Annotated in this window: 21 protein-coding genes; 10 read left to right on the top strand and 11 right to left on the bottom strand. The window is 53.8% G+C overall.

All coding sequences use genetic code 11. The annotated features are described in order from the left end of the window. Nucleotides 1-32 precede the first annotated feature (32 nt). From ACLJQJ_RS12705 to tolC, 4 genes are all read right to left on the bottom strand, one after another. Entirely contained in the window at nucleotides 33-1,196 is a 1,164-nt protein-coding gene (locus ACLJQJ_RS12705; protein WP_063809377.1) for a glutathionylspermidine synthase family protein, read from the bottom strand. A gap of 5 nt (nucleotides 1,197-1,201) precedes the next feature. Then, nucleotides 1,202-1,873: a DUF1190 family protein gene (locus ACLJQJ_RS12700; protein WP_000831528.1), complete on the bottom strand. Its 672-nt coding sequence runs from the start codon at nucleotides 1,871-1,873 to the stop codon at nucleotides 1,202-1,204. A 108-nt stretch (nucleotides 1,874-1,981) separates the two neighbouring features. Continuing rightward, nucleotides 1,982-2,089 carry an SEC-C metal-binding domain-containing protein gene (locus tag ACLJQJ_RS12695; RefSeq protein WP_108679518.1) on the bottom strand — a complete coding sequence of 36 codons (108 nt, stop codon included), beginning with the start codon at nucleotides 2,087-2,089 and terminating at the stop codon, nucleotides 1,982-1,984. Further along, nucleotides 2,086-3,561, bottom strand: coding sequence for an outer membrane channel protein TolC (tolC, locus tag ACLJQJ_RS12690; protein ID WP_015899378.1), 1,476 nt, complete (start codon nucleotides 3,559-3,561; stop codon nucleotides 2,086-2,088). The genes ACLJQJ_RS12695 and tolC overlap by 4 nt, the downstream gene beginning before the upstream one ends. 200 nt (nucleotides 3,562-3,761) lie before the next feature. Between tolC and nudF the strand changes: the two genes are divergently transcribed. The 5 genes from nudF to parE are packed head-to-tail and all read left to right on the top strand — an operon-like array spanning nucleotide 3,762 to nucleotide 8,166. After that, entirely contained in the window at nucleotides 3,762-4,394 is a 633-nt protein-coding gene (nudF, locus tag ACLJQJ_RS12685) for an ADP-ribose diphosphatase (protein ID WP_001231950.1), read from the top strand. After that, a complete protein-coding gene (locus tag ACLJQJ_RS12680) occupies nucleotides 4,391-4,813 on the top strand; it encodes a DUF1249 family protein (RefSeq protein ID WP_000833404.1) in 423 nt (140 codons plus the stop codon). The genes nudF and ACLJQJ_RS12680 overlap by 4 nt, the downstream gene beginning before the upstream one ends. Before the next feature lie 24 nt (nucleotides 4,814-4,837). After that, a complete protein-coding gene (gene cpdA, locus ACLJQJ_RS12675) occupies nucleotides 4,838-5,665 on the top strand; it encodes a 3',5'-cyclic-AMP phosphodiesterase (RefSeq protein WP_000444735.1) in 828 nt (275 codons plus the stop codon). Next, entirely contained in the window at nucleotides 5,665-6,246 is a 582-nt protein-coding gene (gene yqiA / locus ACLJQJ_RS12670; protein WP_000105725.1) for an esterase YqiA, read from the top strand. Before cpdA ends, yqiA begins: the two co-directional genes overlap by 1 nt. A gap of 27 nt (nucleotides 6,247-6,273) precedes the next feature. Further along, the gene (gene parE, locus ACLJQJ_RS12665; protein ID WP_063809378.1) at nucleotides 6,274-8,166 is read left to right on the top strand and encodes a DNA topoisomerase IV subunit B; all 1,893 of its coding nucleotides are present in this window, start codon (nucleotides 6,274-6,276) and stop codon (nucleotides 8,164-8,166) included. A 124-nt stretch (nucleotides 8,167-8,290) separates the two neighbouring features. Here the strand turns inward: parE and ACLJQJ_RS12660 are convergent, their stop codons facing one another. From ACLJQJ_RS12660 to qseB, 4 genes are all read right to left on the bottom strand, one after another. Further along, nucleotides 8,291-8,605: a putative quinol monooxygenase gene (locus ACLJQJ_RS12660; protein WP_000958587.1), complete on the bottom strand. Its 315-nt coding sequence runs from the start codon at nucleotides 8,603-8,605 to the stop codon at nucleotides 8,291-8,293. A gap of 31 nt (nucleotides 8,606-8,636) precedes the next feature. Further along, nucleotides 8,637-9,218 carry an NAD(P)H-dependent oxidoreductase gene (locus ACLJQJ_RS12655; RefSeq protein ID WP_000065416.1) on the bottom strand — a complete coding sequence of 194 codons (582 nt, stop codon included), beginning with the start codon at nucleotides 9,216-9,218 and terminating at the stop codon, nucleotides 8,637-8,639. Nucleotides 9,219-9,324: 106 nt separating this feature from the next. After that, the gene (qseC, locus tag ACLJQJ_RS12650; RefSeq protein ID WP_000779328.1) at nucleotides 9,325-10,674 is read right to left on the bottom strand and encodes a quorum sensing histidine kinase QseC; all 1,350 of its coding nucleotides are present in this window, start codon (nucleotides 10,672-10,674) and stop codon (nucleotides 9,325-9,327) included. Next, nucleotides 10,671-11,330 (bottom strand): quorum sensing response regulator transcription factor QseB, encoded by a 660-nt coding sequence (gene qseB, locus ACLJQJ_RS12645; protein WP_001221574.1) that lies wholly within the window; start codon nucleotides 11,328-11,330, stop codon nucleotides 10,671-10,673. The genes qseC and qseB overlap by 4 nt, the downstream gene beginning before the upstream one ends. Nucleotides 11,331-11,481: 151 nt before the next feature. Between qseB and ACLJQJ_RS12640 the strand changes: the two genes are divergently transcribed. The 5 genes from ACLJQJ_RS12640 (at nucleotide 11,482) to ftsP (ending at nucleotide 17,661) form a co-directional block, all read left to right on the top strand. Beyond that, on the top strand, nucleotides 11,482-11,874 hold the full coding sequence (locus ACLJQJ_RS12640) for a YgiW/YdeI family stress tolerance OB fold protein (protein ID WP_000731552.1): 393 nt from the start codon (nucleotides 11,482-11,484) through the stop codon (nucleotides 11,872-11,874). Between the two features lie 71 nt (nucleotides 11,875-11,945). Then, the gene (locus tag ACLJQJ_RS12635) at nucleotides 11,946-12,812 is read left to right on the top strand and encodes a GyrI-like domain-containing protein (protein ID WP_058108738.1); all 867 of its coding nucleotides are present in this window, start codon (nucleotides 11,946-11,948) and stop codon (nucleotides 12,810-12,812) included. Nucleotides 12,813-12,922: 110 nt separating this feature from the next. Further along, nucleotides 12,923-15,181, top strand: coding sequence for a DNA topoisomerase IV subunit A (gene parC / locus ACLJQJ_RS12630; RefSeq protein ID WP_001281855.1), 2,259 nt, complete (start codon nucleotides 12,923-12,925; stop codon nucleotides 15,179-15,181). 256 nt (nucleotides 15,182-15,437) lie between these two features. Then, the gene (gene plsC, locus ACLJQJ_RS12625; protein WP_000965730.1) at nucleotides 15,438-16,175 is read left to right on the top strand and encodes a 1-acylglycerol-3-phosphate O-acyltransferase; all 738 of its coding nucleotides are present in this window, start codon (nucleotides 15,438-15,440) and stop codon (nucleotides 16,173-16,175) included. A gap of 73 nt (nucleotides 16,176-16,248) precedes the next feature. Beyond that, on the top strand, nucleotides 16,249-17,661 hold the full coding sequence (gene ftsP / locus ACLJQJ_RS12620) for a cell division protein FtsP (protein ID WP_000010658.1): 1,413 nt from the start codon (nucleotides 16,249-16,251) through the stop codon (nucleotides 17,659-17,661). A gap of 44 nt (nucleotides 17,662-17,705) precedes the next feature. Here the strand turns inward: ftsP and ACLJQJ_RS12615 are convergent, their stop codons facing one another. From ACLJQJ_RS12615 to ACLJQJ_RS12605, 3 genes are read right to left on the bottom strand one after another with little or no spacing between them, the layout of a single operon-like run. Further along, nucleotides 17,706-19,013, bottom strand: coding sequence for a TRAP transporter large permease (locus tag ACLJQJ_RS12615; RefSeq protein ID WP_000345260.1), 1,308 nt, complete (start codon nucleotides 19,011-19,013; stop codon nucleotides 17,706-17,708). A gap of 10 nt (nucleotides 19,014-19,023) precedes the next feature. Continuing rightward, nucleotides 19,024-19,506: a TRAP transporter small permease gene (locus ACLJQJ_RS12610; RefSeq protein WP_001221828.1), complete on the bottom strand. Its 483-nt coding sequence runs from the start codon at nucleotides 19,504-19,506 to the stop codon at nucleotides 19,024-19,026. 41 nt (nucleotides 19,507-19,547) lie between these two features. After that, entirely contained in the window at nucleotides 19,548-20,531 is a 984-nt protein-coding gene (locus ACLJQJ_RS12605) for a TRAP transporter substrate-binding protein (protein ID WP_063809379.1), read from the bottom strand. Between the last annotated feature and the right edge of the window lie 150 nt (nucleotides 20,532-20,681).

Genomic DNA, 20,681 nt, shown 5'->3' with positions numbered 1-20,681 from the left:
TGGCGCTACGCGCATCGGGCTTACAGGAGAATCTATCCTTCGACAAAAATATGCGGATAGAAGCGGGAGAGATCCTGGGTGATCAGCGCCCGATCTTCACGGATACCAATTCCGGCGGGCTGATCGTTAATCAGCCAGCTACCAATCAGGGTGTAACTGTCGCCGAATTTTGGCAGCGGATAGAACTGTTGCACGATCATACCCTCTTCGCCATACGGGCCTTCCACGGATTCGATCGTTTTACCGTTCTCAATAATCGATACGTTCGCCCCTTCGCGGGAGAAGATCGGTTTCACGACATATTTATCCATTGGCGGATGTTCGTCTTCGGCGAAATACGCAGGCAACAGATTCGGATGGTCCGGGAACATCTCCCACAACAGCGGCAACAACGCTTTATTGGAGATAATGCTTTTCCAGGCCGGTTCCAGCCAGCGCACGCCGGCATCTTCCAGCTTGGTGGAAAACATCTCGCGCAGCATAAATTCCCACGGATAGAGCTTGAACAGGTTCGCAATGACCTGATCCTGCAGATCCGTAAATTGGCCTTTTTCCCCCAGACCAATATCGTCGATATAGAGAAATTCGGTGGCGATTTCCGCTTCGGCCGCGCAGTCCTGTAAATACTGAATGGTGCCGCGATCCTCAACCGTATCGCGACAGCAGGTGAGATGCAGCAACTGAAAACCATACTGCTCGCGAAGTTCAGCAAAGCGTTCAATCAGCTTTTCCTGCAGGCTATTAAACTGATCGCTGCCTTCCGACAGATTGCCCGCGTTGATCTGATCTTCCAGCCAAATCCACTGAAAAAACGCCGCTTCATACAGCGATGTTGGCGTGTCGGCATTATTTTCGAGCAGCTTAGGCTCGCCGATGCCGTCCCAGGCCAGATCGAGGCGGGAATAGAGCGACGGTTGTTGCGTTTGCCAGGACTGGCGAACAAAACCCCAGGTATGTTTTGGAATACGAAACTTCGTCATCAGCTCATCGCTGGCGATGACGCGTTCTACTACCTTGAGGCACATCTGGTGCAGCTCGGCGGTAACGTCTTCCAGTTTTTCCACCTGGGCGAGCGTTAACTTGTAATAAGCATCTTCACACCAGTACGGTTCACCATACATAGTGTGAAAATTAAACCCGTATTCAGTCGCTTTATCGCGCCAGTCCGGGCGCTCGGTAATACTGACTCTTTCCATGCGTATCAGCCGCCCATCGAACGTGTTGAAGTACCGGCAGCGCTACGCTGCATGGTGCTCTGTTTGGCGACGGATTCGCCAAAACCGCCGCGGGTAACGGTTGTTGTGGTGGCAGGTTTCGGCGCCATCGCGGTTTTCGGTACGGTCATTGTCCGGCCCGGTTGCGCCGCGCCGTAGTTTTTACCTGCCGCATCGGTATATTTGCCGTATGCAGGGCTGGCCGGGTTTTTCGAGCTAAACAGCGGCTGTTGCGCAAAGCCTGCGCCGCCGCCCATCAGACGCCCCATCATGTAACCTGCCATAAGCGGCATCCAGAAACTGCCGCTGGATTGTTGGGCCTGCGCCTGATTTTCCGGCGCCATGCCAGCCTGTGCGGGCGCTTGCTGGCACTGACCTTCGCCAAACTCAGCGACGCAATCTTCGCGTGTAGCGTACTTAGGCGCAGTACGTTCGGCCTCTTTCAGCGCATTGTTATACGCGGTTGTACATTCCGCGCTTTTGCCCGGGTTCGCCGCTGAACAGTCATCAGCGTTTTGATACAGCGATACGGTTTCATCGCTTTTTTCACAGCCAGCCAGCATAAAAACAGCCGTAACCGCCAGGGCGACCGGCGTTAAATGCCGCGCGCTCCAGCTTTTGCGAAATGATGCGTGATGGATGGATTTTGTCCGTTTCATATTTGTCTTCCAGGACCCAGTGGTAAATACAACATGCCTTCAGAATAGAGGATGACTGGTCGAAATTGAAGCGAGAAAAGGCGAGAATGCGGCGGAATAGCAGGATCTTTACGTTGCCTTACGTTCAGGCGCGGCTTCATGACAGGTAGCGCTGCGCTTACCAGACCTACAAGGGCACAGGTCTGATAAGCGCAGCGCCAGCGAATAACTTATCAATGCCGGAATGGATTGCCGTTATTGCTGTTGGCGCGAGCGGCGGTCGGCTGTACTGCCGGCGCGGCGCTATGAGCATTATAACCGTCTGCGGCAGCATCCTGATCTGGCGTTTCCGGCGCTACGCTTTCCGGCGACGTCGGGATAGGTTTACCCAACGTACTGTTAAGCGCGAGCAGATCCTGCTCGTTCAGCGTACCGAGCGCATATTTGATATTTAACTGATTAATCAAATAGGTATAACGCGCGTTGGCCAGTTGCTGCTTGGCATCATACAGAGTGGTGGTGGCATCCAGTACGTCAACAATGGTACGTGTACCGACCGAGTAACCGGCTTCCATTGCATCCAAAGAACTTTGCGCGGAAACGACTGCCTGTTTGTACGCGTTGATGCTGCTGATGGAGGCGTTAATATTGTTAAAGGAAGAACGTACGGTCTGCACCACGCTACGGTGCGCGCTTTCCAGCTGTTCGCTTGCGCCGACGAAGTTATACTGCGCCTGTTTTACCTGCGAGTTAACCATCCCGCCTTGATACAGCGGCAGGGAGAAGTTCAGGCCGATTTTATTCTGCCCCATGTTGCTATCGTCGTACTGAGCGGAGTTGGTTTTAGAACCGCTATAAGAGGTATCAGAAATGCCGGTTGAGGCCGTTAAATTCAGCGTCGGCAGATGACCATCCTGCGCCTGACGGATTTGCTCGCGCGCCAGATCCTGACTTAAACGCGCCTGCAACAGCGACAGGTTACGGTTTTCCGCTTCCTTCAGCAGCGCATTAACAGCTTTGGGTTTGTCGGTTTTAAAATGCTCGACGTTAAGCGACGCCAGCTCCGGGTAATAATTGCCGGTTACCTGGCGCAGCTCTTCTACCGCGTTATCCAGGTTGTTGCGGGCGGTCACTTCATTCGCCAGTACGGTATCATATTGCGCACGGGCGTTTTGCACGTCGGTAATGGCGACCAGACCCACGTTAAAACGTTGCGTCGTTTGATCTAACTGACGGTAGATAGCCTCTTTTTGCGCCTGGGTATAGGAAAGCACATCAATAGCGTTCAATACCTTAAAATACGCGTTCGCGGTATTGAGGATCAGCGTCTGCTGATCGGTCTGATAGGTGACATCCTGAATGCCTGCTGCTTTTTCTTGCAGGGTGAGCCCACGCCATTTCGACATATCAAATAGCGTCTGCGTTAATTGCAGAGAAGCGCTGGTTTCATTGGAGTTGATACCGTTCGCATCGCGATAACCGTTGCTGTAGGTGTAGTCGGCACCTAAACCCAGTTGCGGCAGTAAAGGACTACGCGCTTCGTTAATTTTTTCGAATGCAGCATCGCGATCGGCAGCGGATTTACGCAATTCCGGGTTGCTCAGGCGTGCTTGCTGATAAACTTGCATCAGGTTCTCTGCCTGGCTTAGTGTGCTGAACCCCGACAGGCTCAGGCCGATAAGGATGGGGAGCAATTTCTTCATTTGCATTCCTTGTTGTGAAGCAGTATTTAGCGCTGATCAATTTGTAAAAATAATTGCTGATTCTAGCAGAATCCGCCACTGCAAAAAGTTGGCGTTACGTGCCATACGAGCCTTAATTGGCACCAATTTACCACAAGGGTGATAAAACAGCAGTCAACCACCCTTGAAATTCATCATTTAATCATTATTGCTAGCAGGGCAGCACAATGCGTAAATCAGACAACTTGCCAGTTACTTTCACCAAAAGCGATGTAGAAATTATTGCACGGGAAACGCGCTATCGCGGTTTTTTTTCATTAGATGTGTATCGATTCCGCCATCGTTTATTCAACGGAGAAATGAGTGGCGAGGTAAAGCGCGAAATTTTTGAGCGCGGGCACGCCGCCGTCTTGCTACCCTTTGACCCTGAACGCGACGAGGTGGTGCTGGTCGAACAGATTCGTATTGCCGCGTATGACACAAGCGTTACGCCGTGGCTGCTGGAGATGGTCGCCGGCATGATAGAAGAAGGCGAAACCATTGAGGCGGTCGCCCGGCGGGAGGCGATGGAAGAAGCGGGGCTGACCGTGGGCCGTACCCGACCGGTCATCAGTTACCTGGCGAGCCCAGGAGGAACCAGCGAGCGCTCATCTATTCTGGTGGGTGAAGTGGACGCCACGACCGCGGCAGGTATTCATGGTCTGGCGGATGAAAACGAAGATATTCGGGTTCATGTGGTAAGCCGGGAACAGGCATACCAGTGGGTAGAAGAGGGGAAAATCGACAACGCAGCCGCAGTCATCGCTTTGCAATGGCTTCAGTTGCATCATCAAGAGTTAAAAAACGAGTGGAAAAAATGAAGCGTTATACACCTGACTTCCCAGAAATGATGCGTTTGTGCGAAACCAATTTTTCGCAATTGCGCCGCCTGCTGCCGCGCAATGACGCCCCCGGTGAAACGGTGAGCTATCAGGTGGGCAACGTACAATATCGGTTAACGATTGTGGAATCGACCCGATACACTACGCTTGTAACGATCGAGCAAACGGCGCCAGCCATCACCTACTGGAGCCTGCCGTCGCTGACGGTGCGCCTCTACCATGATGCGATGGTGGCTGAAGTGTGTTCAAGCCAGCAGATCTTTCGCTTCAAAGCGCGGTATGATTATCCAAATAAAAAGTTGCATCAACGCGACGAAAAGCATCAAATTAATCAGTTTCTGGCCGACTGGCTACGATTCTGTTTAGCACATGGAGCGATGGCGATTCCGGTTTATTAGCGTCGTGAAACCTAAGGACACCATTTGGAAAGCCTGTTAACCCTACCTCTGGCTGGTGAGGCCCGAGTCAGGATTTTACAAATTACAGATACTCACCTGTTTGCCGAAAAGCATGAAACGCTGTTAGGCGTCAATACCTGGGAAAGTTACCAGGCCGTGCTGGAGGCTATTCGGGCGCAACAGTATGAATATGATCTGATCGTGGCGACCGGCGATCTGGCGCAGGATCAATCCGCTGCGGCTTATCAGCATTTTGCTGAGGGTATCGCAAGCTTTCGCGCGCCTTGCGTTTGGCTACCGGGCAATCATGATTTTCAGCCGGCAATGTACAGCGCGCTGCAAGAGGCGGGGATTTCCCCGGCTAAACGCGTGTTAATCGGTGAACAATGGCAGATTTTGTTGCTGGATAGCCAGGTGTTTGGCGTCCCGCATGGCGAACTGAGCGAGTTCCAACTGGAATGGCTTGAGCGTAAGCTCGCCGATGCGCCAGAGAGACAGACATTGCTCCTGTTGCACCACCATCCGTTGCCGGCAGGGTGCAGTTGGTTGGATCAGCACAGCTTGCGTAATGCCGGTGAGCTGGATAGCGTGCTGGCGAATTTCCCGCGTGTAAAATATCTGTTATGCGGACATATTCACCAGGAGCTGGATCTTGACTGGAACGGTCGCCGTCTGCTGGCGTCGCCGTCAACCTGCGTGCAGTTCAAACCGCACTGCGCGAACTTTACGCTGGATACTATCGCGCCGGGCTGGCGTACGCTGGAGCTCCGGGCGAACGGCGTCCTGGAGACGGAAGTGCATCGCCTGCAGGATACCCGGTTCCGACCCGATACCGCTTCGGAAGGATACTGATGTCTACGCTTCTCTATTTGCACGGATTCAACAGTTCCCCTCGCTCGGCAAAAGCGTGCCAGCTAAAAAACTGGCTGGCGGAGCGTCATCCGCATGTTGAGATGATCGTCCCTCAGCTGCCGCCGTATCCTGCCGATGCGGCGGAGTTGCTGGAATCTCTCGTGCTTGAGCATGGCGGTGCGCCATTAGGGCTGGTAGGATCGTCGCTGGGTGGTTATTACGCCACCTGGCTGTCGCAATGTTTTATGCTGCCGGCTGTGGTGGTGAATCCCGCCGTGCGGCCCTTTGAATTACTGACCGACTATCTCGGTCAGAACGAGAACCCCTACACCGGGCAGCAATATGTGCTAGAGTCTCGCCATATTTATGATCTTAAAGTCATGCAGATTGACCCGCTGGAAGCGCCGGACCTGATCTGGCTACTGCAACAGACGGGCGATGAAGTGCTGGATTACCGCCAGGCGGTGGCATATTACGCCTCCTGCCGTCAGACAGTGACCGAGGGTGGTAATCACGCATTCACGGGCTTCGAAGATTATTTCAACCAGATTGTCGATTTTCTTGGACTGCACAGTTGCTGACAATCAATTCGAATTGCTAATTAAACCATGACGCAAACTTATAACGCTGATGCCATTGAGGTACTCACTGGGCTTGAGCCGGTACGCCGCCGCCCGGGGATGTACACCGATACGACCCGCCCCAACCATTTGGGTCAGGAAGTGATTGATAATAGTGTGGATGAAGCACTGGCAGGTCACGCCAAACGCGTGGATGTCATTTTACATGCCGATCAATCGCTGGAAGTGATTGACGACGGACGCGGGATGCCGGTGGATATCCATCCGGAAGAGGGGGTTCCGGCGGTAGAACTGATCCTCTGTCGACTTCATGCCGGCGGTAAATTCTCCAATAAGAACTATCAGTTCTCTGGTGGTCTGCATGGGGTGGGGATTTCGGTAGTAAATGCCCTGTCAAAGCGCGTGGAAGTGACCGTGCGCCGCGACGGTCGGGTCTATAACATCGCGTTTGAAAACGGCGAAAAAGTGCAGGATTTGCAGGTTGTCGGCACCTGCGGTAAACGTAATACTGGCACCAGCGTCCATTTCTGGCCGGACGAAAGTTTCTTCGACAGCCCGCGTTTTTCTGTCTCTCGCTTAATGCACGTTCTGAAAGCAAAAGCGGTGCTGTGTCCCGGCGTGGAAATCACTTTTAAAGATGAAGTGAATAACAGCGAGCAGCGCTGGTGCTACCAGGATGGTCTGAACGACTATCTGGGCGAAGCGGTAAACGGCCTGCCGACGCTGCCGGAAAAGCCGTTTATCGGTAATTTTAACGGTGAAACGGAAGCGGTTGACTGGGCGCTATTGTGGCTGCCGGAAGGCGGCGAATTACTGACGGAAAGCTACGTCAACCTGATCCCGACCATGCAGGGGGGGACGCACGTCAACGGTCTGCGCCAGGGCCTGCTCGACGCGATGCGCGAATTTTGCGAATACCGCAATATTCTGCCGCGCGGCGTCAAACTGTCGGCGGAAGATATCTGGGATCGCTGCGCTTATGTGCTCTCCGTGAAAATGCAGGACCCGCAATTTGCCGGGCAGACCAAAGAGCGTCTGTCGTCGCGTCAATGTGCGGCATTTGTTTCCGGCGTGGTGAAAGATGCCTTCAGCCTGTGGCTGAACCAGAACGTGCAGGCGGCGGAACAACTGGCAGAGATGGCGATTGCCAGCGCGCAGCGGCGACTGCGCGCCGCAAAAAAAGTGGTGCGCAAAAAGCTCACCAGCGGCCCGGCGTTGCCGGGGAAACTGGCGGACTGTACCGCGCAGGATCTTAATCGGACCGAGCTGTTCCTTGTGGAAGGGGATTCGGCGGGCGGTTCCGCCAAGCAGGCGCGCGATCGCGAATATCAGGCGATCATGCCGCTCAAAGGTAAGATCCTTAACACCTGGGAAGTCTCTTCCGATGAAGTGCTGGCCTCGCAAGAGGTGCATGATATTTCTGTGGCGATCGGTATCGATCCGGACAGCGACGATCTGAGTCAGCTGCGCTACGGCAAGATCTGTATCCTGGCGGATGCGGACTCCGATGGTTTGCATATCGCTACGCTGCTTTGCGCGTTGTTTGTCAGACATTTCCGCGCGCTGGTGAAGAATGGTCATGTCTACGTCGCGCTGCCGCCGCTATACCGTATCGATTTGGGTAAAGAGGTCTATTACGCGCTGACGGAAGAAGAGAAGGCAGGCGTACTGGAACAACTGAAGCGTAAGAAAGGCAAGCCGAACGTACAGCGTTTCAAAGGCCTGGGTGAAATGAACCCGATGCAGTTACGCGAAACCACGCTTGATCCAAATACTCGCCGCCTGGTGCAGCTCACCATTAGCGATGAAGACGATCAGCGTACTAACGCGATGATGGATATGCTGCTGGCGAAGAAACGTTCTGAAGATCGACGCAACTGGCTACAGGAAAAAGGCGATCTCGCGGATCTCGACGTGTAACGGTTGTTGCACGCTTTATCCGGTCTGCGCGGCGCAGGCCGGATAAGCGAATCCGACATGACGCCGCAGCCTGATGGCGACACTTGCGCATCGCATCAGGGCGACGTCAGACGAGGGTAATAACTTAAACGCCGGATTCCAGAATACGAATATTCATTTCCAGCACATCGTCTTTTACCGCGTCGCTATAGGCTTTCATATGCGGGGTTTGCAGATGCGCCTCAAGGTGCGCAACGCTTTCCCACTGTTCAATCATCACGATCGAGTCAGGCGCCAGAGTCTGAAAACTCACGCCCGCGGCATGATCCACCATCGGCGCGTAACCGTGGCACCCCTCTTCTTTAAGAACGGTTGGAATAATTTTCGCAAACTGGTCGAGGACGGCCTGACGGTGATGTTGGCCCGGACGCGTGCGAATTTCGGCAATGACGGTAAGCATGGTTAACTCCTTCTAATTCCAGGATGACCAGTTAAGCAAAAATTTCGCTCAGATGCTTGCGATATTCTGCGGTATAGCGCGGAACATCCGGCATTTTAATCACGTCGTTGGCAATAAACGTTGGCAGCGCGTCCATGCCCAGGAACTGGTTGGCTTTATGGAATGGCAGATAGACGCCATCTACGCCTACACCGTGGAAAAACTGATCTTTTTCGGTAAATGCTTCCATCGGCGCGTTCCACGTCAGTGACAGCATATATTTTTTCCCCTGCACCAGACCGCCGGAACCGTACTTTTTAGCGGCATCGGAACGCGTGCGGCCATCGCTGGCATAGAGCGTACCGTGACCTTCGGTAAAGACATCATCCATATATTTTTTTACTGTCCATGGCGCGCCCATCCACCAGCCTGGCATCTGCCAAATCACCACGTCAGCCCAGACGAAATTCTGCACCTCTTCTTTAATGTCATAGTCGCTGTCGGCGCGGACGATCTTAACCTGATGACCCAGATCGCGCAGAAGCCCATCGGCAACTTCGGTCAGGGTGTCATTTAACTGGCCGTTGGAGTGCGCGAATTTTTTCGCCCCGTTGATAATCAGGATGTTACTCATTTTGTGTCCTCAAGAAATGCGTTTGCTGCTGATTCTACGCTGACGGGCGGTGCGGTGAAATTAGCAAAATGTGCAAAGTCTTTTGCGTTTTTGGCAAAAGTCTCTGTTACCAACTTACTACGGCCTCAAATCCACCTTCCGCGGCGTTGCCAAACGACACCGTCATGCCGTGCAGCGTAGCGATGCGGCGGACGATTGATAATCCCAGACCGCTGCCGGTCACACTTTGGCCTGGCGGGCGGTAAAAACGCTCGCCGATATGCGTCAGAATCTCTGGCGCTACGCCGGGGCCATTATCTCTGACGGTGAAGCTGCGGGCATGTAAGGTAACGTCGACGACGCTGCCCTGCGGACTGTAGCGAATCGCATTATCCAGCAGGTTACGCACTAACAGGCTTAAGAGTAGCGGCTGGCCGGTACGTATGACGTCATGGGCGTTAAGCTGTAAACGCACGTCGATATTCGCCTGCTGCGCCGGATGATAAATATCCATTACCGCGGACTGCAGCAGCTCTTCCAGCGAAATCTCCGCCACATCCTGCAAATTATTGAGCGAGTCGAGACGCGATAACGTCAGTAGCTGATCGACCAGCCGTGTGGCGCGATCGATCCCCGCATGGAGCTGGGTCAGCGCTTTATCACGCGATAGCGGATCGTCGCCCGAGAGCTGCGCCACCTCGGTTTGTACTTTCAGCGCGGCCAGCGGGCTGCGCAATTCATGGGCGGCGTCGGAGGTAAATCGCCGTTCGCGCACCATCATGGAGTGGATGCGGCTAAAAAGCTGATTAAGCGCTTCGACCAGTGGGCGAACCTCGCTCGGTACGCCTTTGGCGTCGAGCGGCGTTTCCGATTCCGGCGACCGGAAGCGTAGCGCCTGCGCCAGTTTTTTCAACGGTCTGAGCTCGCGGTGAAGCAGGAGCAATAAAATCAGCAGCATGAAGGGAAGGGCGATCAGCCACGGCGTTAATTGCGCCGCCACGATCGCCAGCGCCATATCTTCGCGGTAATCCCACTCCTGACCGACGACGATACGATACTTGCCGTCCGCCGAGTTCAACCACAAAAAACGCCAGAGGTCGTTGTCATCCTTCAGATAGCCATTGTCGAAACCTTCCCGGCGATAGCGATACGGAATATCCTGGCCGTTGTCGCCATCATGCAGCAACATTTTGCCATCAGCGGAAAAGATGGCGAACGCCAGCGCATCGTCATCGATATGCCCATGTTTTAATTTCTTTGGCGTATGCGCCATGCGCTGCGGGGCGTTGATCTCGTTAAGATCGAGGGTGCTAAGCCGTCTGGCGAACAACATCAACTGTGTGTCAAACAGCTCGTCGACATTATCCGTCGTCTTTCTCCAGGCCACAAAACTGGAAATTGCCCAGGTGATGGAGACCAGAATCAGGAAAATAAGCGTCAGCCTGACGCGCAGGCTGAGACGTTGCGTCAATTTCATGCGTCACCCAGGGTGTAGCCGATGCCGTGTACGGTGCGAATAAATTCGCTGCCGAGCTTGCGGCGTAAATGATGAACATGGACTTCCACTGCATTGCTGGATACGTCGTCATCCCAGTTATACAGCTTCTCTTCAATAAGCTTGCGCGGCAGCACGCGACCTTTGTTGCGCAGTAAGAGTTCCAGCAACGCGAACTCTTTTGGTTTTAGGGCCAGTGGTTCGCCAGCAAGCGTCGCGACGAGATTGCCTGGATTGAGCGTCACCTGGCCGTGGCGCAATTCGCTACTGGCCTGACCGCTGGCGCGGCGTACCAGCGCCTCCAGACGGGCGGCGACCTCAATGAGCGCGAAAGGTTTACATAAATAGTCGTCGGCGCCCAGACGTAGCCCCTCGACGCGCTCTGCTAACGCGTCGCGCGCCGTCAGGATCAGTACCGGTTCCTGTTTACCCTTTTCGCGCCATTCGCGCAAAATATCCCGTCCGTCCATGCCTGGCAGCGTCAAATCTAAAATAACCGCATCATAAGGCGCGCTGTAAAGCGCCTCTTTGCCCGGACGTCCCTCGGTAAACCAGTCGACGCTGAAACCCATTTTACTCAGGCCCGCTTTTATGCCATCGCCAATAAGTGTGTCATCTTCTACCAGTAAAATTCGCATCTGTTCTTCCTTGCGGTAACTCGCGTTGCCGTCAGTTAACCTTGTCGCCGCAGGCGATGTACAGAAAAAAAGATTCTTTTTTTGCCTTAAGAAGTTGTTAAGGATTACCTTATTAAATGGATCTGAAACGACATGAAAGGGAAAAGTAATCATGAAAAAATTAGCTGCAATCGTTGCCGTTATGGCACTGTGTTCTACCCCGGTTCTGGCGGCTCAGCAGGGCGGTTTCTCCGGCCCGTCGGCGACGCAAACGCAAGGCGGCGGATTTGTCGGCCCGAACGGCAGCAGCACGACGGTAGAGAGCGCTAAATCGCTGCGTGACGATGCGTGGGTAACGCTGCGCGGGAATATCGTCGAGCGCATTTCCGACGACCTGTATGTGTTTAAAGATGCGACCGGTACTATCAATGTGGATATTGACCACAAGCGCTGGAACGGCCTGACCGTAACCCCGCAGGATACCGTTGAAATTCAGGGTGAAGTGGATAAAGACTGGAACTCTGTCGAAATCGACGTAAAACAGATTCGTAAAGTGAATCCGTAATCCCACATTGCGCAAGATCGGTCAGGATTCACAGCCGCCCGGTGGGCAGAATAGGCCACAAGGAGGCAGTGATGAATGACCTGATCAGCGCGGCTTATTCCGAACGTCTGCGGCGCGTTTGCGACCACATTGAGCGTCATCTGGATGAGCCTCTGTCGATTGAGGCGTTAAGCCGGATGGCGCACAGCTCGCCGTTTCATTTTCACCGGCAGTTTACCGTCTGGAGCGGGCTTCCGCTCTATCGCTATATCCAGTGGCTGCGTTTGCGCCGGGCGTCATGGCGGCTGGCGTTTAATCCACAAGATAAAGTTATCGATATCGCGCTGGATGCCGGATTTCAGAATCCGGAGTCGTTCACACGTGCTTTCAAAACCGCGTTTGGTCAAAGCCCGCGCCGGTTTCGGCAATCGCCGGACTGGCTGGCCTGGCACCAACGCGTTCCTAAACTTGCGTTACAGGAGCAGCATGTCATGGACGTAAAAATCGTTGAATTTCTACCTACCCGCGTCGCGATGCTGACGCATCTGGGGCATCCGGATAAGGTCAACGCCAGCGCGGCGAAATTTATTGCATGGCGGCGCGAAACGGGGCAGTCGCCGATTGCCAGCAGTCAAACCTTTGGTATTGCCTGGCACGACCCGCAGACGACGCCGCCGGATCAATTCCGCTTTGATATCTGCGGCAGCGTCCGCCAGCCGATAGCCGAAAATGACGTTGGCGTGGTGAATAGCGAGATTCCTGGCGGGCGCTGCGCGGTGGTGCGCCATCAGGGATCGCTCGACAGCCTCCCGGAGAGCGTGTGGTATTTATTCCGCGAATGGCTACCGGCCAGCGGCGAGACGCTGCGCGATTTTCCGGTCTTCTTCCAGTACCTGAATTTCGTCAATGAGGTGGCGGAACATGAGCTGCTGACGGATATCTATCTGCCGCTTCGTTAACTTCCTCGCCACCTGTCTCACGGTTTGTGACTCAGACCGTGAGATAGGGTATTATCTGCGGCAATATTGCCGTCCGAACGGTCAGCATGCAGATTGAGGATCCCCTGTTAATGAGCGATATGGCAGAGCGCCTTGCGCTACATGAATTTACGGAAAACGCCTACTTAAACTACTCCATGTACGTGATCATGGATCGTGCGTTGCCGTTTATTGGCGACGGCCTGAAGCCGGTACAGCGCCGCATCGTCTATGCGATGTCAGAGCTGGGGCTGAACGCCAGCGCTAAATTTAAAAAATCCGCCCGTACCGTCGGTGACGTACTGGGTAAGTATCATCCGCACGGCGACAGCGCCTGCTATGAAGCCATGGTGCTGATGGCGCAGCCGTTCTCTTACCGTTACCCGCTGGTCGATGGCCAGGGGAACTGGGGCGCGCCGGATGATCCGAAGTCATTCGCGGCAATGCGTTATACCGAATCTCGCCTGTCCAAATATGCCGAGCTGCTGTTAAGCGAACTCGGTCAGGGGACGGCGGACTGGGTGCCAAACTTCGACGGCACGATGCAGGAACCGAAAATGTTACCGGCGCGTCTGCCGAACATCCTGCTGAACGGCACCACCGGTATTGCGGTGGGCATGGCAACAGATATCCCGCCGCACAACCTGCGCGAAGTGGCGAAAGCGGCGATTACGCTGATTGAGCAGCCGAAAACGACGCTGGATCAGTTGCTGGATATCGTCCAGGGGCCGGATTACCCGACCGAAGCGGAGATCATTACCCCACGTGCGGAAATTCGTAAAATTTACGAAAACGGGCGGGGCTCCGTGCGTATGCGCGCGGTATGGACCAAAGAAGACGGTGCCGTGGTAATTTCCGCGCTGCCGCATCAGGTCTCTGGCGCGAAAGTGCTGGAACAGATTGCTGCGCAGATGCGTAATAAAAAACTGCCGATGGTGGACGATCTGCGCGATGAATCAGATCACGAAAACCCGACGCGTTTAGTGATTGTCCCGCGCTCCAACCGTGTGGATATGGAGCAGGTGATGAACCATCTGTTCGCCACCACCGATCTGGAAAAAAGCTACCGTATTAACCTGAACATGATCGGTCTGGATGGTCGTCCGGCGGTGAAAAACCTGCTGGAGATCCTCACCGAGTGGCTGGCGTTCCGTCGCGACACGGTACGCCGTCGTCTGAACTATCGTCTGGAGAAAGTGCTTAAACGCCTGCATATCCTCGAAGGTTTGCTGGTGGCGTTTCTCAACATCGACGAAGTGATTGAGATTATCCGTAGCGAAGACGAGCCAAAACCCGCGCTGATGTCGCGTTTCGGCATCAGCGAAACCCAGGCGGAAGCGATTCTCGAACTGAAACTGCGTCATCTCGCCAAACTGGAAGAGATGAAAATTCGCGGCGAGCAGGACGAGCTGGAAAAAGAGAGGGACCAGTTGCAGGGCATTCTCGCGTCCGAACGCAAAATGAATACCTTGCTGAAAAAAGAACTACAGGCGGACGCCGATGCCTATGGCGACGATCGCCGTTCTCCGCTGCGTGAGCGCGAAGAAGCTAAAGCGATGAGCGAACACGATATGCTGCCGTCCGAACCGGTGACTATCGTGCTGTCGCAGATGGGCTGGGTGCGCAGCGCCAAAGGTCATGATATTGATGCGCCGGGGCTTAACTATAAAGCGGGCGACAGCTTTAAAGCCGCGGTGAAAGGTAAGAGCAATCAACCGGTGGTGTTTATTGATACCACCGGGCGCAGCTATGCTATTGATCCCATTACGCTTCCGTCGGCGCGTGGGCAGGGCGAGCCGCTGACCGGCAAACTCACGCTGCCGCCGGGGGCGACCGTGGAGCATATGCTGATGGAAGGCGATGACCAGAAACTGCTGATGGCGTCGGATGCGGGCTACGGCTTCGTTTGTACGTTTAACGATCTGGTTGCCCGTAACCGTGCCGGTAAAGCGTTGATTACACTGCCGGAAAATGCGCACGTCATGCCGCCGCTGGTGATTGAAGACGAGCACGATATGCTGCTGGCGATTACCCAGGCCGGACGGATGTTGATGTTCCCGGTAGACTCTCTGCCGCAGCTGTCGAAAGGCAAAGGGAATAAGATCATTAATATCCCCTCTGCAGAAGCGGCGAAAGGCGATGATGGACTGGCGCACCTGTACGTGCTGCCGCCACAAAGCACTCTGACTATCCATGTCGGGAAGCGCAAAATCAAACTGCGCCCTGAAGAGTTACAAAAGGTGGTCGGCGAACGCGGACGCCGTGGCACATTAATGCGCGGCCTGCAGCGTATCGATCGCATTGAGATTGATTCGCCGCATCGCGTAAGTCATGGCGACAGCGAAGAGTAAGACAGGGGCGCCCGTAGGCCGGACAAGGCATCTAAGCCGCCATCCGGCGCTCTGCCGTTGCCGGATGACGACGCAGTAGCGTCTTATCCGGCCTACGGTTTCAGATCGGATTAACATTAAAATTTCCCGTAAAACCGTTGTTTATTCGTGCATTGCGATTAACAATACGTTTTTCCAGAGAGCCACACTTACCAAAATCCTAACCTGAATTTCAGGTGACGTAGAATGCCGGGCTCTTAGGCCTTCAGAGGTTGTTATGCTATATATTTTTCGTCTTATTGTTACCGTTATTTACTCCATTCTGGTCTGTGTTTTCGGTTCTATTTACTGCCTTTTCAGCCCACGTAACCCAAAACACGTGGCGACGTTTGGGCATATGTTCGGCCGTCTGGCCCCGCTGTTTGGCCTGAAAGTGGAGTGCCGCAAACCCGCCGACGCGGAAAATTATGGCAATGCTATCTATATTGCTAACCATCAGAATAATTATGATATGGTCACGGCGGCGAATATTGTGCAGCCGCCAACGGTGACGGTGGGGAAAAAAAGCCTGCTTTGGATCCCGTTTTTTGGGCAACTGTACTGGCTGACCGGTAATCTGCTGATTGACCGTAATAACCGCGCCAAAGCGCATAGCACCATTGCGGCAGTGGTTAACCATTTTAAAAAGCGCCGTATTTCTATCTGGATGTTCCCTGAAGGTACGCGTAGCCGGGGACGCGGTCTGCTGCCGTTTAAAACCGGCGCGTTTCATGCGGCTATCGCGGCTGGTGTGCCGATCATTCCTGTCTGCGTTTCCAACACCTCTAACAAAGTCAATCTAAACCGCCTGAACAACGGACTGGTTATTGTGGAAATGCTGCCGCCAGTCGACGTCAGCGAATATGGTAAAGATCAGGTTCGCGAGCTGGCGGCCCACTGCCGTGCGTTAATGGAGCAAAAAATCGCGGAACTTGATAAAGAGGTTGCGGAACGTGAAGCGACCGGTAAGGTTTAAGCAGCCTTACTCTGTTATTGTAGAAATCATTTTTTCAGGCACAACTCTTTAGCCTGTTTTACATGGAGCTTATATGTCATTCAGTCGGCGTCAGTTTCTTCAGGCATCGGGAATCGCACTATGTGCAGGCGCGATTCCCCTCAGGGCGAATGCTGCCGGTCAGCAACAGCCGTTGCCTGTTCCGCCGTTGCTGGAGTCCCGTCGCGGGCAGCCGTTGTTTATGACGCTACAGCGAGCGCACTGGTCCTTTACGCAAGGCACGCGCGCGCCGGTCTGGGGAGTGAACGGTCGTTATCTGGGGCCGACAATCCGCGTCTGGAAAGGCGATGACGTTAAACTCATCTATAGCAACCGCCTGGCAGAAAATGTCTCCATGACGGTTGCTGGTTTACTGGTGCCGGGGCCGCTGATGGGTGGCCCGGCGCGTATGATGTCGCCGAACGCGGACTGGGCGCCGGTGTTGCCGATTCGTCAGAGCGCCGCCACGCTGTGGTATCACGCTAACACGCCTAACCGCACTGCGCAGCAGGTGTATAACGGCCTGGCCGGAATGTGGCTGGTCGAAGACGACATCAGTAAAACGCTGCCCATTCCGAACCATTACGGCGTGGATGATTTTCCCGTCATTATCCAGGATAAACGGCTGGATAACTTTGGGACGCCGGAGTATAGCGAACCGGGAAGCGGTGGTTTTGTCGGCGATACTCTGCTGGTGAACGGCGCGCAAAGCCCCTATGTCGAAGTGTCCCGCGGCTGGGTGCGGTTACGGTTGTTGAACGCCTCGAACTCGCGGCGCTATCAGCTTCAGATGAGCGATGGCCGGGCGCTGCATGTGATTTCAGGCGATCAGGGCTTTTTACCTGCGCCGGTTTCCGTCAAACAGTTGTCACTGGCGCCCGGCGAGCGACGTGAAATCCTGGTTGATATGACCAACGGCGACGAAGTCTCGATCACCTGCGGGGAAGCGGCCAGCATAGTCGATCGGATTCGCGGTTTCTTTGAGCCTTCCAGTATTCTGGTTTCGACCCTGGTGCTGACGTTACGGCCAACCGGATTGCTGCCGCTGGTGACCGATAATCTGCCGATGCGTCTGTTGCCGACGGAGATCATGAGCGGCGCGCCTGTCCGCAGTCGGGACATCAGTCTTGGCGACGATCCGGGGATTAACGGCCAACTGTGGGATGTGAATCGCATTGATATTACCGCCCAACAAGGCACCTGGGAGCGCTGGACGGTACGCGCCGATATGCCGCAGTCGTTCCATATTGAGGGCGTCTCTTTCCTGATTCGTAACGTCAACGGCGCTATGCCGTTCCCGGAAGATAGAGGCTGGAAAGATACCGTCTGGGTGGATGGGCAAGTCGAACTGCTGGTCTATTACGGTCAGCCGTCCTGGCCGCACTTCCCGTTCTATTTCAACAGCCAGACGCTGGAAATGGCTGACCGCGGCTCGATTGGGCAAATGCTGGTGAATCCAGCGTCGTAAAGCGTCCGAGTACGGGTCTGAATAGCGCAGACCCGTCAGGGTTTTCAGGAAGGAGCAAACAGCGTGGGAAGCAGCAGACTCAACTGCGGGAAGTAGCAAATCATCGCCATGACCATAAAGAGTGCCAGAAACATCGGTAATAGCGGTTTGACGACTTTATCAATACTGATTTTGCCGATACTGCAACCGACGAACAAAATAGTGCCTACCGGGGGCGTACACAGTCCGATGGTTAAATTGAAAACCATAATAATGCCAAAATGGACAGGGTCGATTCCCAGATGTTGAGCAATGGGAAGGAAAATAGGCGTAAAGATCAGAATAGCCGGGGTAATATCCATAAACGTCCCGACGAGTAACAAAATGAGATTGATAATCAGCAAGATGACCCATTTATTTTCGGACACGCTGGTAATCATTTCATTAATCAGTTCAGGAACATCGGCATTGGTCATCGCCCATGACATTCCCATTGAGCAGCCGACCAGTAAGAGAACAATAGAGCTGGTTACTACCGAATCCAGCAGAATATCGCGCAACTTACTCACATTAATTTCTCGATAAATGGCCGCCAGCGCCAGGCTATAGATTACCGCGATCGCAGAGGCCTCTGTTGGCGTAAATACGCCGCCGATAATGCCGCCGATAATAATAAATATCAGCAACAGGCTGGGCAACGAATCGCGGAATACCGACAGAAACTGTCGCAGGTTGATGCGTTCGGCAACCGGGTAATGGTGGCGATGGGCATACAGCGCCGCTACCGTCATTAAAGCCAGCGCGGTTAAGATGCCGGGCAGGTAGCCCGCCAAAAACAGGGCGGCGACAGAGGTGCCGCCGCTAGCCAGCGAATAGACAATTAGCACGTTGCTGGGCGGGATCATCAGGCCAATCGGCGCCGAAGCGACGTTGATCGCCGTAGAGAACGCCGGAGAGTAGCCCTCTTTTTCCTGTAATGGCGACATGATGCCGCCCACCGCGGCCGCAGAAGCGACAGCCGAGCCGGATATCGCGCCAAACAGGGTGTTCGCCAGAATATTGCAGTGCGCCAGCGAACCGGGAAGGCGGCCAACTAACGCCTGAGCCAGATTCACCAGGCGCCGGGCGATTCCCCCGGTATTCATGATATTGCCGGCTAACACAAAAAAGGGGATCGCCAGCAGCGTAAAGCCATCGAGACCGACGGTCATTTTTTGTGAAATAACCGAGATTGCCGCATCCGGGGGAAGGGCTATCAGGATTGAGAATAAGGACGACAGCCCGATAGCGAATGTAATAGGAACGCCGACCGCCAGCATAATGGCAAAGCTGCCAAATAAAACAATTATTGGGTAAATATATTCAAAGTCCATATATCCCTCGTTAGCGAAGATGGCGCTGATGATAATTATCAATAACGTTCACAATGGTGTAGTACACCAGGATGACGCCGCTAATCGGCATGACCCAATAGACTTTATCCATAGGCCATTTTAATACCGGGGACATTTGGCTGACGTGCGCCGCTTTTTCAACAATAATATCACCGCCGTACACCATAAAAATCAGCGCGAACACGGTAATAATCACCTGAATGATACTGTCGAGCACGAGGGCGGGCGTTCGGGAGAGTTTTTGCGCTAACAAATCGATAGCTAAATGTTTTTTTAATCCGGCGGTATAGACGCCGCCTAACAGAATCATCCACATAAAAAGAATCTGGGTGAATTCGTCGAGCGTGCTGCTTGGCGCGTTGAATATAAAGCGCGCCGCCACCTGCCAGGATACGCAGGCAACCATGACCGCCAGAATAATACAGCAGCACCCGGCCAGTATTTTGTTCAGTGCATTGGTGAGTATTCGCATATTACATCCTGTAAAGGGCAGGAGAACCCTGCCCGGCAGATTTACATATTCTCGATGTATTCCAGATCCTTCGCTGACTGAGCATCTTTCGCGCGGAACTCATCAAACAAGGGCTTAACACGCTGTTTGAACGCGGATTTATCAATATCAACAACGGTCGCGTTCATGGCCTTCATGCTCTCATAAGCCTCTTTTTCCGCGGCGGGCCAGATGACGTCTTTCATTTGCTGCATGGATTCATCTGCGGCTTTATATAACGCTTTCCGCTCTTTATCGCTCAATTTGTTAAGTACTTTGGTACTGATGACCAGGACATCCGGCACCATCGTGTGCTCGTCGCGGGAATAGAATTTCGCCACCTCCGCATGACGCATATCGGCATAAACCACGGGGTTGTTTTCGCCGCCATCGACCACGCCTTGCTGGAGCGCGGTATAGAGTTCGCCTTGCGCCATCGGCGTCGGCACGCCGCCGAGCGCTTTCACCATCGCGATAGCGCTGGGGCTTTGCTGCACTCTGATTTTCATACCGGCTAAATCGTCGGGTTGAGTGATGGGCTTACCAGCGTAAAAACTGCGGGCGCCGCCGTCGTACCAGGTTAAGCCGACGAAGCCTTTGCTTTCGGAGGACGCGAGAATGCGTTTCCCTAAGTCGCTTTTCAGTACGTTGTAGTAGTGATCGCGGTCACGGAATAAAAACGGCAGGCTAAACACGCTATATTCCGGCGCAAAAGACTCCAGCGATGCCGCATTGACTTTCACCATTTGCAGAGCGCCGGAGTTCATCAATTCCAGCGATTCACGTTCGTTGCCCAGCGTGGCGTTGGGGTAAATACGAATATTTAATTCGCCGTCCGAATAGGCTTTCGCTTTATCGGCCAGATAGCTCATCGCTTTGTGAACGGCGTGGCTTTTATCCTGATTGTGGCTCAGTTTCAGCGTGGTTTTGGCGAGCGATGGAAATGCCAGTAGCAAACAGCCGGCCAGTAATACCGCTGATGTTGTGAATGAACGTGTGTTTTTCATATCTGCTTCCTTATAGGTTGGGATTCCTGTGGTTATCGTTGATTAATTAATAACCTGCTGATACGTAAGGTATTGCGTAGGGGAAAGGCGTGTTGATGGTGTTCTTTATCCCCTGAATTCTGTCAGCCAATTTAATTTAATCAATAGACC

The sequence above is a fragment of the Salmonella sp. SAL04202 genome, assembly GCF_046550775.1.
Classification (GTDB): Bacteria; Pseudomonadota; Gammaproteobacteria; order Enterobacterales; family Enterobacteriaceae; genus Salmonella; species Salmonella enterica.
This window is presented reverse-complemented; position numbering and strand designations above follow the sequence as displayed.

Coding starts and splice junctions, on each gene's coding strand:
- ACLJQJ_RS12705 (WP_063809377.1), bottom strand. CDS start 1,196: ATGGAAAGAGTCAGTATTACCGAGCGCCCGGACTGGCGCGATAAAGCG.
- ACLJQJ_RS12700 (WP_000831528.1), bottom strand. CDS start 1,873: ATGAAACGGACAAAATCCATCCATCACGCATCATTTCGCAAAAGCTGG.
- tolC (WP_015899378.1), bottom strand. CDS start 3,561: ATGCAAATGAAGAAATTGCTCCCCATCCTTATCGGCCTGAGCCTGTCG.
- nudF (WP_001231950.1), top strand. CDS start 3,762: ATGCGTAAATCAGACAACTTGCCAGTTACTTTCACCAAAAGCGATGTA.
- ACLJQJ_RS12680 (WP_000833404.1), top strand. CDS start 4,391: ATGAAGCGTTATACACCTGACTTCCCAGAAATGATGCGTTTGTGCGAA.
- yqiA (WP_000105725.1), top strand. CDS start 5,665: ATGTCTACGCTTCTCTATTTGCACGGATTCAACAGTTCCCCTCGCTCG.
- parE (WP_063809378.1), top strand. CDS start 6,274: ATGACGCAAACTTATAACGCTGATGCCATTGAGGTACTCACTGGGCTT.
- ACLJQJ_RS12660 (WP_000958587.1), bottom strand. CDS start 8,605: ATGCTTACCGTCATTGCCGAAATTCGCACGCGTCCGGGCCAACATCAC.
- ACLJQJ_RS12655 (WP_000065416.1), bottom strand. CDS start 9,218: ATGAGTAACATCCTGATTATCAACGGGGCGAAAAAATTCGCGCACTCC.
- qseC (WP_000779328.1), bottom strand. CDS start 10,674: ATGAAATTGACGCAACGTCTCAGCCTGCGCGTCAGGCTGACGCTTATT.
- qseB (WP_001221574.1), bottom strand. CDS start 11,330: ATGCGAATTTTACTGGTAGAAGATGACACACTTATTGGCGATGGCATA.
- ACLJQJ_RS12640 (WP_000731552.1), top strand. CDS start 11,482: ATGAAAAAATTAGCTGCAATCGTTGCCGTTATGGCACTGTGTTCTACC.
- ACLJQJ_RS12635 (WP_058108738.1), top strand. CDS start 11,946: ATGAATGACCTGATCAGCGCGGCTTATTCCGAACGTCTGCGGCGCGTT.
- parC (WP_001281855.1), top strand. CDS start 12,923: ATGAGCGATATGGCAGAGCGCCTTGCGCTACATGAATTTACGGAAAAC.
- plsC (WP_000965730.1), top strand. CDS start 15,438: ATGCTATATATTTTTCGTCTTATTGTTACCGTTATTTACTCCATTCTG.
- ftsP (WP_000010658.1), top strand. CDS start 16,249: ATGTCATTCAGTCGGCGTCAGTTTCTTCAGGCATCGGGAATCGCACTA.
- ACLJQJ_RS12615 (WP_000345260.1), bottom strand. CDS start 19,013: ATGGACTTTGAATATATTTACCCAATAATTGTTTTATTTGGCAGCTTT.
- ACLJQJ_RS12610 (WP_001221828.1), bottom strand. CDS start 19,506: ATGCGAATACTCACCAATGCACTGAACAAAATACTGGCCGGGTGCTGC.
- ACLJQJ_RS12605 (WP_063809379.1), bottom strand. CDS start 20,531: ATGAAAAACACACGTTCATTCACAACATCAGCGGTATTACTGGCCGGC.